The organism is Kitasatospora sp. NPDC001119 (assembly GCF_053598475.1).
The window spans coordinates 30,506-46,359 of record NZ_JBSFKI010000042.1; the positions used below are offsets into that span (position 1 = coordinate 30,506).

The window sequence follows — 15,854 nt, forward strand, 5'->3', positions numbered from 1 at the left end:
GGGGGAGACGAGTTGAACGAGCTGGTGGTGGAGCGGCCGGGACCGCTGACCACGGTCCAGGACCTCGGGCGGCGCGGGGTCGCCCACCTCGGGGTGCCGAGGGCCGGGGCGCTGGACGAGCCGGCCCTGCGGGCGGCCAACCGGCTGGTGGGCAACGAACCCGGGGCCGCCGGGCTGGAGACCACGCTCGGCGGGGTCGCGCTGCGGGCCGTCGCGGCGGTCCTGGTCGCCGTCACCGGTGCGCCCTCGCCCGTCCGGGTGGACGGCCGGCCGGCCGCCTGGGGCGCACCGGTCCTGGTGCCGGCCGGAGCGCTGCTGGAGGTGGGGGCGGCGACGGCCGGGGTGCGCGGATACCTCGCGGTGGCGGGCGGGATCGACGTCCCGCCGGTGCTCGGCAGCCGCTCGACGGACCTGCTCGCCGGGCTCGGGCCGGCCCCGTTGGCCGCCGGGGACCGCCTGCCGGTCGGCACCCCGCCGCCGTACCGGGCCCGGCCTGAGCTGGTGCCGCTGCCCGCTCCCCCGGCCGAACTGGTGCTGCGGCTGCGGCTCGGACCGCGCGCGGACTGGTTCACCCCGGAGGCGGTGGCCCGCCTCGGCCGCGACCGGTACCTGGTGTCCCCGACCGGCAACCGGGTCGGGCTGCGCACCGAGGGCCCGCCGGTCGCGCGCGCCCGGGACGGCGAACTGCCCAGCGAGGGAATGGTGTTGGGTGCGGTGCAGATTCCGCCGGACGGCCGGCCGGTGGTGTTCCTGGCCGACCACCCGACCACCGGCGGCTACCCGGTGATCGGCGTCGTGCCGGCCGCCGACCTCGCGGCCGCCGCCCAGGCCCGGCCGGGGACGCCGGTGCGCTTCGTGCCCCTGCGGGAGCGCTGAGCGGGAGCACCGGGCGACCCACGACCCCGCTCACCCCTGTTCGAGCGCCTCCGCCGCGGCGGCCGCGAAGCCGTCCGGGTTGTCGACCATGATGTTGTGCCCGCAGTCCGGCACCGCGACCACCCGGACGCCGGCCGCGCGGAGGGCGTCGGCGCCGGTGGGCTCGCCGTCCGCCGCCGGGTGGAGGAAGGTGCGCGGGAGGTCGAGGCCGAGCAGCAGCTCGCGCATGGTCGGTTCGGTCGCCCGGGCGAGGTGGCGGGCGCTGCGGTGGAGCGCCTCCGGGCCGGCCAGCCGCATGGTGGACCACCAGAACGGGCCGACCCGCTCGGCGAATTCGCCCAGGCCGCCGGCCAGGAACTCCTCCTCGCCGTAGGCCGCGATGCCGCTGCTTCCGGGGCGGCGCCGGTCGGGGTCGATCCGGTCCAGGTTGGCGTCCACCAGGAGCAGCCGCTCGACCAGGTGCGGGTGCCGCCGGGCGAGGACGATCGCGACCGCCCCGCCCATGCTGTGGCCGACCACCTCGACCCGGTCCGGCCCGGCGGCCGCGACCGCCGCCGCGACCGCGTCCGCGTGCTCCTCCAGCGTGTAGCCGAAGTCCGTCGGCCGGTCGCTGAGGCCGAAGCCGAGCAGGTCCAGCAGCAGCGAGCGCCGCCCGGCCAGCAGCGGGTGGGCGGCGGCGGCCGCGAAGTAGGCCGGCGAGCTGGAGCCGAGCCCGTGCAGGTAGAGCCGGACCGGCTCGGCGCCGGGCAGCTCGACCCAGCGGATCCGGTCGCCGTTCGGGGTGACGGGGGCCTCGCGCATGCTCACTCGCTCCTCATTCCTGGGGGCCGGCTCGGGGTGCCGGCCCGGGGGTTTCCGGCGGACGAGCAGAACCATACCTCGAACACGAGGTATCGCGATAGCGAGATACCAACGCCCCGAGGGACGGATCTGAGAGAGTGGCCCCATGCTGAAGCTCGCCATCCTCGGATTCCTGTACGACCGCCCCCTGCACGGCTACGAGCTGCGCCGCCACCTCGCCGCGCTCACCGGGCACGTCCGACCGATCAGCGACGGCACGCTCTACCCCGCGATCAAGCGTCTGGAGGCCGACGGCCTGCTGGTCCGCGAGACCGAGCCGGGCAGCGCCGCCGCGCCGCGGCACACCCTGCACCTCACCGGGGCCGGCCGCGCCGCGCTGCTCGACCGGCTGCGCGAGCCCGAACCGCTCGACGTCAGCGACGAGAACCGCTGGTTCACCCTGCTCGCCTTCCTGCGGCACCTCACCGACCCCGCCGCCCAGGCCGCCGTGCTCCGCCGCCGACTGGCCTTCCTCGCCGAGCCGGCCAGCTTCTTCTACGAGGGCGACCGCCCGATCGGCGCCGAGGAGTTCGACGACCCCTTCCGGCGCGGCCTGCTGCTCGTCGCCCGCGCCACCACCGAGGCCGAACTCGCCTGGCTGCACGCGACCCTGGCCGACCTGGAGGACGGCCCCCGGTAGCCCGGGCCCCGAACGCGCCGCGGCCCGCGCGGACCCGCCGACGCCCTCTTCCCCCGCCCACCCCTCCGTGTTCCGATGAACGGCATGGCAGACGAACGACGCGATGGCTACGACGGAACGGGCGAGGGTGCGATCACCCCGGACGGCTGCGCCGTCGAAGTGTGGACCCGCCTCCCCGCGGGCGACGCCCCGGACGTGATCGAGGCGGCGGTGCCGCCCGGCGCGCACATCCTCGAACTCGGCTGCGGCGTGGGCCGGATGACGCACCCGCTGACCGACCGGGGCTTCACCGTGACGGCCGTGGACGAGTCCGCCGACATGCTGGCCCGGGTCCGCCCGGACGTCCGCACGGTGCGCAGCCCGATCGAGGGACTGGACCTCGGCGAGCGCTTCGACGTCGTCATGCTCGCCTCCTTCCTGGTGCACGCCGGTGACGTGACGGTCCGCCGGGGCCTGCTGGAGACCTGCCGCCGGCACGTCGCCGAGGACGGCTGCGTACTGGTGCAGCGCGAGGGCGAGGACTGGCACCGGAACGTGCCGAGGGAGAGCTCGATCGGCCCGGACGGGCGGGCCCGGCTGGTCTCCGCCACGCCGGTCGGCGACGGCGTCAACTCCGTGCGGTTCGAGTACGTCTTCCCGGACGGCACCTGGACCCAGACCTTCCTGTCCCGACCGCTCAGCACCGAGGCGTTCGAGCGGGCGCTCGCGGAGGCCGGTCTGGTGGTCGAGCGCTACCTGACGGCGGACCGCACCTGGGTCCGGGCGCGGCCGGTGCTGTAGCTCCCGGCCACCGCCGGAGCGGCAGGGGCCCTGTGCGCAAAGCCGGAACAAAGGGTGAACAAAGAACTGTCACTTTCACCCCGTACCATCAGCCGCGCGCCGGGCTCGCGCGCGGCCCGCGGGCCGGGCGGGTCACGGTGGTCCCGCACGCCCATCCGACCCGCAAGGACCCGCCCATGCCGCCCCTGCCCCTCGCCCGACGGATACCCCCGGCGGGTGCCCGGTGATCGATTGGTTCCACGGGGCCGTCCTCGGCCTGATCCAGGGGCTCACCGAGTTCCTGCCGGTCTCCTCCAGCGCCCACCTGCGGGTCTTCTCGGCCCTGCTCGGCTGGGACGACCCGGGTGCGGCCTTCACGGCCGTCACCCAGCTCGGCACCGAGACGGCGGTGCTGATCTACTTCCGCCGGGACATCGCCTCGATCATCAAGACCTGGGCACTGTCCCTGTTCCGGCCGGCGCTGCGCTCGGACCCGGACGCGCGGATGGGCTGGTTCGTGATCATCGGCACCCTGCCGATCGGCATCCTGGGCAAGCTGTTCCAGGACACCATCGAGACCCACCTGCGCGACCTGCGGATCATCGGCACCACGCTGATCGTCTTCGGCCTGATCCTGGCCTTCGCCGACCGCACCCGGGCCGTCCGCCACGCCCGTCCGATCACCGACCTCACGCTGCCGCACGCGGGTGTCTACGGCTTCGCCCAGGCACTGGCGCTGATCCCGGGCGTCTCCCGTTCCGGCGGCACGATCAGCGCGGGTCTGCTGCTCGGCTACAGCCGGGAGGCGGCGGCCCGCTACTCGTTCCTGCTCGCCATCCCGGCGGTGCTCGCCTCCGGGGCGCTGGAGCTGTTCAAGATCGGCGAGGGACCGGCCCCGGCCTGGGGGCCGACCATCCTGGCCACCGTGATCGCCTTCCTGGTCGGCTACGCGGCGATCGCCTGGTTCCTGAAGTACATCTCGACGCACAGCTTCCTGCCGTTCGTCGTCTACCGGGTGCTGCTCGGCGTTCTGATCATCGGACTGGTTGTCGGCGGCGTCCTGACTCCGGACGCGGGCGCGGTGAAGTAGAACCGGGTTCCACAAACCAGGACCCGCGGAAACGAGTGGGCCGGGACACCGACACGGTGTCCCGGCCCACCGAACGTTGTGGACCCTAACGCCCGAACTCCCGGGCGGCGGTCAGTCGGCCGCGTACGGCGGCATGGACCTCGGCCTCCTCGGCCGGGTCGGCGGCGAGCCTGCGCAACCGCTCCAGCACACGCGCGTCGCCCGTGGTGGCGACATGGCGCGCGGCGAGCTCACGCGTGGACTCCTCGCAGTCCCAGAGGCACTCGACGGCGGGCCCCTCGGGAAAGTGCACGTCGGTCGCGGCCAGCGCCTGGGCGGCGCGTCCGCGCAGCTCGGAGGAGGCGGCCTCCCCGTAGACGTGGCGCAGGACCGGGACGGCGTCGGCGGCGGCCAGCCGCCCCGCACCGTCGACCAGCGACCCGAGCCCGGTACCGCTGACCCCGCGCACGGAGATCCAGCGGCGCAGCCCGGCCACCACCAGCGGCGCGTCGGCCGGCTCCCCGGCGTCGGCGAGCAGCTGGACGGCGGCCTCGCCGAGCGCGCTGTCGGCGCCGCCGCTGGCCGGGTCGGCCCAGCGGCGCGCGTGCGTCAGCACCTCGGGGCCGCGCATCCGGCCGAGCAGCTCCAGGGCGGCCCGGACGATCCGGTCGTCCACGTCCGCGGCGGCGGCCTCGATCAGTTCAACGGCGGCCGGGTCGCGCTGTTCGACCAGGTGGCGCAGGGCGGCCCGGCGGGCGCCGGGCAGGCCGTCGCGGGCCGCTTCCAGCAGCAGCGGGCGGTCCTCCGGCCGGACCACGGCGGTCAGGCAGCGGGCGGCCGCGGCGGCGCGGCGGTCCACCGCGTCGGGGCCGGACGGCGAGTCGGGGCCGCGCACGGGCTCCGGGCGGGCGTCGGGCCGGCCGAGGAAGGCGCCGGCGCCGAGGCCGCCGAGCTCGCCCTGGTCGGCCCAGGCCAGCACGTCGGCGGTGGACCAGCCGGGGGTGACCCCGCTGCGGTTGATCTGGCGCTGCCACAGGTCGAAGGGTGACTGCTCGCTGGCCGCCGCCACTCTGGGGTGGTAGGCCGCCCAGAGCCGCCAGGGCCGGGGCTCGTACGCGTTGCGGATGAACTCGCGCAGCTCGGCGTCGCCCTCGGGGCCCGGCTCGAAGTGGTCCAGTACGGCGGTGCCGAGCAGCAGCAGGCCGCGGTCGTCGTCGCGCAGGGCCAGCTCGTCGAGGGCCCACGCCCAGTTGGCGCCGGTGGCGGCGTACTCGCGCAGCATCAGCAGCGCGTCGCGCCGGCCGTACGCGGCGAGGTGGCCCAGGACGGAAAGGGCGAGGCCGGTGCGGCTCTCGTCGTCGGTGACCAGGTCCTCGGCGGAGTGGAGGTGGTCCTCGATGCCCTCGAGGGGGGCTTCCAGGTCCATGTAGATGCGCGCGTAGTAGAGGGAGCGGCTCTCGACCTGCCAGTCGGCTCGCGGGTCCCTGGTGACGCACTCCTCCAGCGCGGCGATGGCCTCGGCACGGTCGGCGGCCAGCGCGTGGAGCTGCCCGTCACCACGGCCTCGCTGAAGGAGGCCTAGGAGGCTGGCACTGGGTGCTATCACTGGCTCGAACATGAGGTCAGCATCCGTTGCGGCGGTCGGAGTGGCAACGGGATTTCCGTCGCCGGGGTCTCTGGTCGGTACTGCGGTGGGCGCCCGGGCGCCGGAATCACCGAAGGTTACCGCCTCGGGCCCCCGTCCGCACACAGGGCGACGACGGCTCCGGCCACAGTGGCATATGCCAGCGGAAATTTTGCCCGCGTTCTGTCGAAATCACCCACAGGGGTGACAACGCTGTGCGACAGTCTTCTCACTGTCCGAACGGCCCGCACACCGCGGGCCGTGTACCGAGCGATAGGTCCGCCATGAACATGCCATTAGGCGCCACCCGCCCGCCGGGAGCCGCCCACGTGGACGGCGCCCCGGCGGGCGGGGGCGGCACGGCGAGCGCCGGGAGCGGCACGGCGAACGGCGTCACGGTCGGCGCCGGCGGCCCGGGCGGACACGGCACGGGCGACAGTGCGGGCGACGCCGACAGCGGAACGGACGGCAGAGTGGACGGCACGGCCCAGGAGCCGACCGGCCCGTACCTCGGCGCCGGCGGCGACCACGACGCGATCACCGACGACGGCCCGATCGGCTCCGCCGAATGGGACCTGCTGACCGACGGGATCCAGTGGAGCCCGGAGGCCTACCTCCTCCTCGGTTGCGAGCCGGGCCACGGCCCGCTCAGCCTCGACCGGCTGCCCGACCGCCTGCCCGAGGCGGACCGGCCACTGCTGCGGCGGATGATGACCGACGCCCTGGTGCACGGCCGCTGCGCCGCCGGCACCCTGCGGGTCCGCCGGCCCGACGGGCGGTACGACGGCGTCGAGTGCGCGGGCGAGCCCGTCCTCGGCACCGACGGCACGGTCGTCGCGCTGCGCATGCTGCTCCGCCCGGCCCCGCCGCACTGAGCGCACGGCCCCTCTCACCCCGAGCCCACAACCCCCGCCCCGCCGTACCGCGCCCGAAGGCCCGGCCCGGGCCCGTACGTCCGCGGGCCCGTCAGGTCAACCGGCGCCGGTTCTTGGCGTCCGCCGCCCGCAGCGCCCGGCCCAGCTCCTCCCGCAGCTCGTCCACCACGGGCAGCCCCCGGTACTGCGCGGTCAGCCGGTACATCTCGCGCAGCCGGTCCCAGGTCCGGTGCGAGGAGTTCTGGCCGATCAGGTTCATCACCATCTTGGCCTGGAACCGCGCCGCGTCCGGCTCGCCGGTGAGCAGGTGCACCGAAGCCAGGGTGATCCGGTCGAACAGCGCCGACCGCAGCTGCCCGGTCCCCTCCCGCAGGGTGATCACCCGCTCCGCGTGCCGGCGGGCCTCGGGGGCCGCCCCCGGGTCGTGCTCGGAGAGCGTGCGCAGCACCAGGGCCTGCATGCCGCGCAGTTCGGCCTCGTCGAACACCTGCATCCACGAGGGCGGTGGCTCCGGTGCCTCCTCGGTGAAAAGGTCCTCGGCCTCCCCGAGCAGCCGGTAGGTGTCCTGGGAGTGCCCGATCGAGGCGTGCGCCCACGCCTCGACGGTGTTGAGCATGGCGCGCGTTCTGGGCAGCAGCCGGCCGCCGGCCGCCTTGGCCGCCGACATCAGGTCCAGCGCCTCGTCGGCCCGGCCCAGGTGCACCATCTGCCGCGCGGCCCGGGAGATCGCCTCGCCGGCCCGTGGCCGGTCGCCGGCCTCCTTGGCCGCGTCGGCCGCGATCATGAAGTACTTCTGGGCGGTGGGCTCCAGCCCCACGTCGTGCGACATCCAGCCCGCCAGCACCGCCAGGTTGGCCGCGACCAGCCACAGCCGCTGCTCCACCGCGGGTGCGTGCCGGTGCGTCAACAGGCCGCCGACCTCGTTCAGTTGACCGACCACCGCCTTGCGCTGCAACCCGCCGCCGCGGGCCGCGTCCCAGGCCCGGAACACCTGTACCGAGTGCTCCAGCGACTCCACCTCGTCGAGCCCGACCGGGCCCGCGTCGTACACGTCCGCCGCCGGGTGCGCTCCGCCCCCGGCGACCGCCTGTCGCGGCCCGGGGACGGAGGCCGCGTACGCGACCGCGTCCCCGCCCAGCCAGCCCTTCAGCGAGTCGGCGATGACCGCCCCGGCCGTGAGCGCGGCTCCGGCGCCCACCAATCCACGTCGGTTCAGCATGAGGTCCATTCCCGTGAACTCGGTGAGGACCGCGGCTGTTCGATCCGGCGACCATGGCACTGCTGCGGACGCGTCCGCTCCGGACCTGGTGGGCCGGTGTCGTTCCAGACCGAGGTCCTCAGTGGTGACGACACGGCCGAGCCGCTCCGTGAACACGGCCGCCAGCACCCGCGGCACCGGATCGCGCGGGATCTCCCCCTGCTCGATCCAACGCCGTACCCTCGACGTGTCGGTGGACAGCTGCAGCTGCCCCATCGCGGCACCCCGACGGTTGACCAGCCGCGCCAGCTCGCCCTTCGACCATCCGGTCAGGACGAACAGGTCGGCCAGTCGGGTGTTGGGTTCCCTGCTCAACGAAGCCCCCAGGTTCCTCGGCTGATCCGAGGCTAGAGGCTCGGGCAAGTGCCGGGCGAGCATTCGCCACCGTTCGCCAGGGCCCGCCAGACTACTAAGCCAGTGCCCGACGGGTGTGTTGTAGGGGTGCGCCACCTCGCCCCCCGGGTCGGGCGGTGTCCCACCAGCGTCGGGGCTGTCCCCCGACGGTGGCACGGGGCGCTCCCGGTCCTCACCCGAGGGGGTGGCGCGGCCGGGTGGCGCGGGAGCGCCGGGCACGGCCACGGCAGTCCGGCCGACCGCATTCCCCAGGGTGCGGACGGCCGGAGCACCGCCGACCAGGGGTTCCTGACCCCGCGTCCGTGCCCGGCGCCCGCGCACCACCGACCGCACCGCTACGGGGTACCGCGCGGAGCAGCGCACCGCACGACGTACCGCACCACCCGCAGGGCCGCCGTCACGCCAGGAAGCACACGGCACCGGCCCTCCCCCGCCCCCGCGGGGCAAGCACCCGCCGACGGACCGGAAGGGACCTCCCTCAGCCCATGTACTCCTCAGCGACGACCCCCACGCCCACCGCGACCCGCCCAGCGCTGCGCCCCCCCACCGCAGCCGCCGGCCGCACCGGCCCCAGGGCCGTGCCCCCGGCGAGCCGTCCCGCGGTCCCGCGCGGCGCCGAGGGCCGGGCCACGGACACCCGGGTCGTCCCGACCGGCCGTACGGCGCTGGGCCCCGCCGGCCGTACCGCGCTGGGCCTGCGGGCCCCCGAGACCGCCCTGCCGAGCGGCGGCCGGATGCCGCTGGCCCGGCAGGCCGACGGCCAGGTGCTGCGGGCCCGGCGGCCCGGCCTGCCCGTCGGCGGCGGCCCGGAGCGGATCGACCCGTCGGCGCTCCAGACCCCGGCGGTCCGGGCGGCGCTCGCGGGCGTCTCGCGGATATGTCCCGCGTTCACCCCGCGCCAGGTCCTGCGCGAGGGCAGCCGCCACATCCTGGTGGCGGGCACCATCGGGCGGGCCCCGGTGGTCGCCAAGTGCCTGGCGCCGCAGGCGGTGCGGAGTGAGTACTTCGAGCAGCTGGTGGCCGACTTCCACCACGAGGTGGCGGTCTACCGGGCGTTCGTCCGGCACCGTCCGCCGGTGCGGCTGCCCCGGCTGGTGGCGGCCGACCACGACCGGTGCGTGCTGGTCATGGAGCGCGTCCCGGGGCGCCCGGCGGCCCGCGAGCGCCACCCGGTCAACGCGCCCACCCCGGGCGAGGTGCGGGCGCTGCTCACCGCGGTCCGCACGCTGAACCTGTGGCGGCCGCCGACCGACGTCTTCCAGCCGCGCCTGGACTACCAGTTGGAGATCTCCCGCTACCACTCGGTGGGCCAGCTCACCGACCGGGACGCCGGCGACCTCCGCGGCCTGCTGCACGGCCTCGGCAGCACCCCGCTCCAGCTCTGCCACGGCGACGCCCTGCTCAGCAACATGCTGCTGGCGCCGTCCGGACCGGTGCTGGTCGACTGGGAGCAGGCCGGCTGGTACCTGCCCGGCTACGACCTGGCGGTGCTCTGGAGCGTCCTGTCCGGGGACACCGCGGCACGCCGCCAGATCAGCCAACTCGCCCAGAGCGGCGGCACGCTGGCCCGGGACGCGTTCCTGGTGAACCTGGTGCTGGTGCTGATGCGGGAGATCCGGCTGTACGACGTGCCGGGCGCCGGCGAAGAGCAGCGGATCATGATCCGCCGGCTCTACGACGACGCGGCGCTCGCCCGCCGGGCCGTCCGCGCCGCGGTCGGGACCCGCTGAGCCACCGTCGGGGCCCGTCGGACCACCGTCAGGACCCGCCGGGCCCGGGAGTTCGACCACGGGCCCTACGGCCGGGCGCCCCGCTCCAGGGCGGCCCGGCCGGCGGCCTCCAGGACGGTCTCGTCGGGGGCCAGGTGCACCCGGCTGCTGAGCACGTCCCGCAGGTAGCGCTCCAGCGGGTGACGTCGGCTCAGGCCGGGGTTGCCGGTGAGGGCGACGGCCTGCTGGACCACCGCCGTCGCGGCCCGGGTGGCCAGCAGGTGGGCCGGACCGGTCCGGGCGCCGGCCTCCTGGTCGCCCCGGTCCACCCGGGAGGCCAGGCCCTCGACCAGTTCCTCGGCCCCGATCAGCTGGGCCTCGATCTCGCCGAGGGCGGTCCGGTAGCGGGGCAGGGTGCCGAGCGGCTCGGTCAGATTGGCCGGGGTGCGCTGGTTGAGGAAGCGGATCAGCCACGCCTCGGCGGCCCGGGCGACCCCGATCGCCACGGCGGAGAGGGCCAGGTCGTGCCAGGCCGACGAGAGCTCGGCGTCGGCGTCGGCACTCTGACGGGCCGTCCGGCGACCGTTCGTCAGGCCGAGCGCGAGGTCGCCCGGCACCCGGACCCCGTCCAGCACCACGTCGTGGCTGGCGCTGGCCCGCAGCCCGAGCTGGTCCCAGGTCGGGTCGATCTCCAGGCCCTCGCTCTCGCCGCGGACCAGGAAGGTGCCGATCCGCGGCTCCTCCTCGTCGGTCCGCGCGGTCACCGCCATCCAGGCGAGCGCCTCGGCTCCGGTGCAGTACGTCTTCCGGCCCGTCAGCAGCCAGCCGTCGCCGTCCCGTCGGGCGACCGTGCCGGGCAGCTCGCCCGCCCCGGCACCGGGCTCCGCCCGCAGCGTGTTGACCAGCGCCGGGCCGCGCCGGGACTCGGTGAGCAGCCGCCGGTAGCCCGCCGTCGGCCAGTCGGCCCGGCGGGCCTGCTCGGCGTGCTGGAGCAGGGTGAAGGCAGTGACCACGGCCACCGAGGCGTCGCCGCGGCCGAGTCGGGACAGCACCCGGACGGTGTCGGCGAGCGTTCCGCCCGGACCGCCGTACCGCTCGGAGACGGTGAGGGTGAGCAGTCCGGCCTCGTGGACGGCCTCGATCCCCTGGTACGGGAAGGTCGCGTCGCGGTCGTGCTCCTCGGCGCGGGCGGCCAGCAGGTCGACCACCCGGGGCAGTCCGGCGAGGGCGGTCTCGACCGCGCTCCGGTCGGGTGCCGCGCCGACGGGGGCCGAACTTGTGGGTGTGGAACCGGTGGATTCGAGATGGCCGGAACCCGTCGGTTCGGAACCCGCCGGCGGAGCGGCGGTCCGCGAACGGCGTCCGGCGGACGCGCTCCTAGGCGAACGGTTGTCGGCGGGGCGGTCGTCGGACGCGTGGTCCTCGGACGAACGCTCGGCGGTCGAACGGTTGGCGGCGCGAGTGGTCATGATGCTGTGCCTCCGGGCGGCAGCGTGGGCTCGGCAGGTGCGGGCGGCACGCCGTACGGGCGCGCGGTGGCGATCGGCGGCCCCGGAGGCCGGCTCACGGCCCGCCCCTGGTCCCGGCGCCGACCGGACACCCGGCCGATCGCCCGCCGCCGGGGGACGAATCCCCCCTCAGCGGCCCGGACACGCCGCGCTGGCGGTGCGCCGCAGGTCCAGATGCCTGCGACGGGTCAGCAGCGGAAGGCGGCACGGCATGTTCGCGACTGTACGAACCGTTGATCGATACCGTCAAGCAGCGTCCGACCCCCGGGCGGAGCCGGCCGGCCCCGGCGGGATCAGCCCTGCTGGAACATGTCCGCGGGGAGCGGCTTCAGCAGCTGATACAGGTCGTCCGAAATCGGTCGGTCCCAGGACGCGACGGTGACCAGGACGCCGTCGCTGCGGCCGAACTGGGCGCAGAACACGCGCTCCTCGCTGACCTTGACCTTCTTCACGATCAGCAGGTCGTCCCCGAGCATCACCGGGAAGTCCTCGGCCGAGACGAACTCGACCGGCTCGTCGTTCTCCAGCGCCGCGAGCAGCTGCCGCACCTCGAAGGGCACCTCGTCGCCGGTCTCCCGGGCGGGCGAACCCTCGGGGAGGTTGCCGATGAACATCGCCGGACCTCTGCCGCCGAACAGGTCGTAGCGCAGGAAAATCCCCTGGCAGGAGCCGTCCGGGCCGGTCATCATGGCCGCACCGAAGTCACCGGGCCAGTCGCCCGGGTCCATCGCGAGCACGTCGAAGTCCGGGCCGGCGGGCTGTCCGGAGCGACGGCGGAGAAAAGACATGGGAACATCGTACGTGTCCGGCACACCGCGTTCGCGAGGTGGGTGGGGCACCGCCGGGGGGTGGCCGGGAGATCGACGCTCAGAGACCAATGTTGACTCTGAGCAACCGTCCGGGCTACGTTCGGTTCAGCACGACAGCCGTTCTGGGTTTCACCCTCCGGGGGGACGGCATGTCGCAACGCGGCCCTACACGCGTTTCCCTCACTGTGCACTTGTCGTGCCGAACCGCCGAGCACCCAGCTTCGTCGTCGCACACAGCACGAACACACAAGCCAACAGTTCCAAGTTTCACAAGCCAGATCCGCGGGGCCCCGGCCCGTCGCTCCCGTGGATCTGCTCGGGACGCCGCCGCGTGGGGGCGTGCGGGTCCCGAGCACCGGTGCCGTCATCCGAGTCGCTCTCGGCTTCGGCGCCAACCTCCCGGCGACTGCCGGCCCCATCTCGGGGCCGGGACCGGCCGACGCACCCCGGTGCGCAGGGGATGACTGGGAGGATGGCCTGGCAGTACTGCCGGGCCGCACAGCAGGCGCCGTGTCTGGCCGCGTGGGGGCGGTGGGCACGGCGTCTGCCCGTGCTCTTACTCTGAGCTGCGCTTGTCTAACAGTCAACAGAAATTCTGACGGGGCACGCTCAATGGATCATCAGTTGTGATGTTTCGGACCCGAAAGATCGTCTACGGAGCGGACCCCCGTCGACCGGGGGTCCGCTCCCGTGGTGCCGGGCGCCGGCTCGGCGCCGACGGGCTCCGCGCGCCTCGGCTCAGGTGAGGTCGAACTCGCCGTCCCGGGCGCCGAGCACGAAGGCCCGCCACTCGCCCGGCGTGAAGACCAGGACCGGCCCGTCCTCCTGGCGGCCGTCCCGCATCCCGATGTAGCCGTCCACGAAGGCGATCTGCACGTCGCCGACGCCCTGGCTGCTGCACAGCCACTCCGCCCCGGTGAAGTCCACCCTGGGCTTCCCGTTCGGCGCCAGATCCGGCTGCACCACGCTGACCTCCGTGTCCGTCCCGCTGTTGGATCCCACTGACCGATCTCCTCCCGACGGCGTTCCTGGGCCAGCCTAGCCACACCGCCCGGCCCCGGTCAGCGGGTTGACGAGGACTCCTCCGGGCGGGGACGGGTGCGGCCGGAGGACGGGTCGAGGCGTGTCCCGACCGGCGGGGGCGGCGGGCAGCTGCCAGAGTGCTGCCAGGGCGCCGTACGACCGCTTCCCCGGCCCGGCCCGGGAGGTGCCGGGGCCCGGGCCGCTCCGCCCTGACCGACCGGGACAACCGGTTCGACCGAGCGCGCCTTGCCAGAACGATCCACCGACCGACCCGTTCGAGGGAGCAGCCGATGAGCCGCCGGGACGGCACCCGCGCCGACGTCATCCCCATCTCCGACGCCCCCTCGGCCCATCCCCCGGCACCCCGGACGCCTCCCTCACCCACCCAGCTGCCCCGGCCGACCCCCGCCCGGACCGCCACGCACGGACGGGTCGGGATCGTCCTGGTCTCGCACAGCCAGGAACTGGCCACCGCCGTACGCTCCCTCGCGCTCGCGTTGACCGGATCCGACTCCCCCGCGCCGGTCGCGGCGACCGGCGGCGACCCGTCGGACGGACCGGGCATCAGCGCCGTCCTGGTGGCCGCCGCGACCCGGCGGGTGGACCAGGGCCACGGCGTGGTGGTGCTCGCCGACCTCGGCGGGGCCGTCACCACCGTCCGCGCGCTGCTGGCCGACGCGGACGAGCACGGGCTGCCCTTCCCGGTCCGGTTCGCCAATGCCCCGTTCGTCGAGGGCGCGGTGGCCGCGACCGCCACCGCCACGGCGGGCGGGGACCTGGCCGCGGTGCTGGACGCGGCGGAGGAGGCCTACCGGCAGTACAAGGGCTGACCGGCGCGGGCGGGTGGTTGAGGACCTGCGGCGGGCCGTGATGGGCCCGCCCCCGGGCTCAGGGGCGCTCCTTGCCCTCCCAGGTGAAGACCGCCGGGCCCTCGCACTCCAGCGCGTGGCGCAGCCGCTCGTGCTCGCTCTCGATCATCGGCGGCAGCTCGTCCAGCCCGAACCAGCCGACGTCCAGCGACTCGTCGTCGTTCACCCGCGCCTCGCCGCCGACCGCGCGGCAGCGGAAGGTCAGCACCAGGTACTGCGTCACATCGCCGTTCGGGTACGTGACCTGCGGCGAGACCGTGACGGAGGCGAGCAGCTCGGGCACGACCACCACCCCCGTCTCCTCCTCGCACTCGCGCACCACGCCGTCGGCGGGCTGCTCCCCGGGGTCGAGGATGCCGCCGACCGGCGCCCACCGGCCGTCGTCGGCCCGGCGGGCGAGCAGCACCCGGTCGCGGTCGTCCAGCACGACGGCGACGACGGCGCTCAGCCAGAGCGGGCGGGTTCCCACGATGGCGCGGAGCTCGGCGAGGAAGGGGGGAATGGCCATGGGCCGCAGCCTATCGGGGCGGCTCCGGGCCGACCCGGTGCGCCCGGCCGGTGTCGGGCCGCAGCAGGGCGAGCACGGTGAGGCCGAGGATGCGCAGGTCGAGCCCGAACGAACGGTGCTCGACGTACCAGAGGTCGAGCTCCGTCCACTCGGGGCGGCTGAGCGGGCGGGGCGTCCGGCCGCGGCTCAGGGCCTGCAGCTGGGCCCAGCCGGTGAGGCCGGGCCGGACGGCGAGCCGGCCGCGCTCCCGGCGGGAGTAGTGCGCCGCCTGGTCCGGGCCGACCGGCAGGGGCCCGATCACCCCCATGTCGCCGCGCGCCACGTTCCACAGCCGCGGCAGCTCGTCCAGGCCCGATTGCCGCAGGAGAGCGGTGAGCCGGCCGTCCCCTCCGGTCCGGAAGCGCAGGAGCTGGAACTCGCGGCCGTGCCGGCCGGTCCGGATCTGCCGCTGGAGGACCGGGCCGCCGGTGCCGCAGCGGAGCAGGACGGCGATCAGCAGGGCCAGCGGCAGTGCGACGACCGCGGCCAGGGCGGCGACGGCGAGGTCGCCGGCGCGTCTCATGAGACGGCCGCGGCGCGATCCGGTCTACCGCTCATCGCTCCACCTCCACGGCGCTTCGAGCCGGAAGAACGCCTTCACAGTAGAGGCGGGATGAAGCTGTCGTCCGGGAATGGTGAAAGAAGAGGGCCTGAGATTGTCCGACTGGACGATATTCAGTCGGTCTGACCAATTTCGCTCGATTGGCCGTTTCGGAATTCCGAGAGCGATCGACGTTACGGGTGGGGGCAACGCCCGGACGGAACCCGCCGACCGTACGGCCGGTACGCCGGCCGGGGCGCCGTCAGAGCGCGGCGCGGCGCCGGTCGCGGAACACGCCGAAGGCGATCCGGCCGAGCAGCAGGACGCCCGCGGCCAGACAACCGGCGACCGCCATCGCCCAGGCCGGCCCGTCACTGTCCGGCACGAACACGGCCACGACGATGCCGAGCGCCAGGCAGGCCAGGCCCACCACCGTCAGCGGGACCTGGTGGGTGACCAGGGCTCCGCCGCTGCACGCGCGAGCCATCCGGGAGGCCCCGTGGAGGTGGAAGGGGTCACGGTCCGCATCTGCCATGAGCCCAAGGTACCCCGG

General features: G+C 74.9%; 17 protein-coding genes. 7 read left to right on the forward strand and 10 right to left on the reverse strand.

The genetic code is table 11. From position 1 onward, the window contains the following. Positions 1-12: 12 nt before the first annotated feature. Positions 13-876 (forward strand): 5-oxoprolinase subunit C family protein, encoded by an 864-nt coding sequence (locus ACWDD9_RS36065; RefSeq protein WP_449813937.1) that lies wholly within the window; start codon positions 13-15, stop codon positions 874-876. A 30-nt stretch (positions 877-906) separates the two neighbouring features. Here the strand turns inward: ACWDD9_RS36065 and ACWDD9_RS36070 are convergent, their stop codons facing one another. Beyond that, positions 907-1,677: an alpha/beta fold hydrolase gene (locus tag ACWDD9_RS36070; RefSeq protein ID WP_449813938.1), complete on the reverse strand. Its 771-nt coding sequence runs from the start codon at positions 1,675-1,677 to the stop codon at positions 907-909. Positions 1,678-1,822: 145 nt separating this feature from the next. Here ACWDD9_RS36070 and ACWDD9_RS36075 point away from each other — a divergent pair, with 145 nt between their 5' ends. The 3 genes from ACWDD9_RS36075 (at position 1,823) to ACWDD9_RS36085 (ending at position 4,205) form a co-directional block, all read left to right on the forward strand. Next, a complete protein-coding gene (locus tag ACWDD9_RS36075) occupies positions 1,823-2,356 on the forward strand; it encodes a PadR family transcriptional regulator (RefSeq protein ID WP_449813939.1) in 534 nt (177 codons plus the stop codon). 84 nt (positions 2,357-2,440) lie between these two features. Beyond that, positions 2,441-3,136, forward strand: a complete 696-nt coding sequence (locus tag ACWDD9_RS36080) for a class I SAM-dependent methyltransferase (RefSeq protein WP_117492442.1) — start codon at positions 2,441-2,443, stop codon at positions 3,134-3,136. A gap of 226 nt (positions 3,137-3,362) precedes the next feature. Next, positions 3,363-4,205 carry an undecaprenyl-diphosphate phosphatase gene (locus ACWDD9_RS36085; RefSeq protein ID WP_049659308.1) on the forward strand — a complete coding sequence of 281 codons (843 nt, stop codon included), beginning with the start codon at positions 3,363-3,365 and terminating at the stop codon, positions 4,203-4,205. A gap of 85 nt (positions 4,206-4,290) precedes the next feature. Here ACWDD9_RS36085 and ACWDD9_RS36090 read toward each other — a convergent pair whose 3' ends face one another. Further along, positions 4,291-5,802: a HEAT repeat domain-containing protein gene (locus tag ACWDD9_RS36090; RefSeq protein WP_449813940.1), complete on the reverse strand. Its 1,512-nt coding sequence runs from the start codon at positions 5,800-5,802 to the stop codon at positions 4,291-4,293. 290 nt (positions 5,803-6,092) lie between these two features. Here ACWDD9_RS36090 and ACWDD9_RS36095 point away from each other — a divergent pair, with 290 nt between their 5' ends. Next, positions 6,093-6,683, forward strand: coding sequence for a PAS domain-containing protein (locus ACWDD9_RS36095; RefSeq protein WP_449813941.1), 591 nt, complete (start codon positions 6,093-6,095; stop codon positions 6,681-6,683). Between the two features lie 91 nt (positions 6,684-6,774). On the opposite strand, the gene ACWDD9_RS36100 is transcribed toward ACWDD9_RS36095, so the two are convergent. Next, the gene (locus ACWDD9_RS36100) at positions 6,775-8,256 is read right to left on the reverse strand and encodes a DNA-binding protein NsdB (protein WP_049660292.1); all 1,482 of its coding nucleotides are present in this window, start codon (positions 8,254-8,256) and stop codon (positions 6,775-6,777) included. Between the two features lie 773 nt (positions 8,257-9,029). On the opposite strand from ACWDD9_RS36100, the gene ACWDD9_RS36105 reads away from it, so the two are divergent. Further along, the gene (locus ACWDD9_RS36105; protein ID WP_074006389.1) at positions 9,030-10,025 is read left to right on the forward strand and encodes an aminoglycoside phosphotransferase family protein; all 996 of its coding nucleotides are present in this window, start codon (positions 9,030-9,032) and stop codon (positions 10,023-10,025) included. Between the two features lie 65 nt (positions 10,026-10,090). On the opposite strand, the gene ACWDD9_RS36110 is transcribed toward ACWDD9_RS36105, so the two are convergent. The 4 genes from ACWDD9_RS36110 to ACWDD9_RS36125 form a co-directional block, all read right to left on the reverse strand. After that, a complete protein-coding gene (locus tag ACWDD9_RS36110) occupies positions 10,091-11,473 on the reverse strand; it encodes an acyl-CoA dehydrogenase family protein (RefSeq protein ID WP_449813942.1) in 1,383 nt (460 codons plus the stop codon). 168 nt (positions 11,474-11,641) lie between these two features. Beyond that, positions 11,642-11,725, reverse strand: coding sequence for a putative leader peptide (locus ACWDD9_RS36115; protein WP_350526312.1), 84 nt, complete (start codon positions 11,723-11,725; stop codon positions 11,642-11,644). A gap of 80 nt (positions 11,726-11,805) precedes the next feature. After that, positions 11,806-12,300, reverse strand: coding sequence for a hypothetical protein (locus tag ACWDD9_RS36120; protein ID WP_049656052.1), 495 nt, complete (start codon positions 12,298-12,300; stop codon positions 11,806-11,808). Positions 12,301-13,059: 759 nt separating this feature from the next. Beyond that, positions 13,060-13,287 (reverse strand): DUF397 domain-containing protein, encoded by a 228-nt coding sequence (locus ACWDD9_RS36125; protein WP_234348556.1) that lies wholly within the window; start codon positions 13,285-13,287, stop codon positions 13,060-13,062. Positions 13,288-13,634: 347 nt separating this feature from the next. On the opposite strand from ACWDD9_RS36125, the gene ACWDD9_RS36130 reads away from it, so the two are divergent. After that, complete coding sequence (locus ACWDD9_RS36130) at positions 13,635-14,174, forward strand: PTS-dependent dihydroxyacetone kinase phosphotransferase subunit DhaM (RefSeq protein ID WP_082345992.1); 540 nt, start codon at positions 13,635-13,637, stop codon at positions 14,172-14,174. Positions 14,175-14,232: 58 nt separating this feature from the next. On the opposite strand, the gene ACWDD9_RS36135 is transcribed toward ACWDD9_RS36130, so the two are convergent. From ACWDD9_RS36135 to ACWDD9_RS36145, 3 genes are all read right to left on the reverse strand, one after another. Further along, the gene (locus tag ACWDD9_RS36135) at positions 14,233-14,721 is read right to left on the reverse strand and encodes an NUDIX hydrolase (RefSeq protein ID WP_049656056.1); all 489 of its coding nucleotides are present in this window, start codon (positions 14,719-14,721) and stop codon (positions 14,233-14,235) included. Between the two features lie 10 nt (positions 14,722-14,731). Next, complete coding sequence (locus tag ACWDD9_RS36140) at positions 14,732-15,283, reverse strand: sugar transferase (protein WP_449813943.1); 552 nt, start codon at positions 15,281-15,283, stop codon at positions 14,732-14,734. A 280-nt stretch (positions 15,284-15,563) separates the two neighbouring features. After that, entirely contained in the window at positions 15,564-15,836 is a 273-nt protein-coding gene (locus ACWDD9_RS36145; protein ID WP_143204765.1) for a hypothetical protein, read from the reverse strand. Positions 15,837-15,854: the final 18 nt, after the last annotated feature.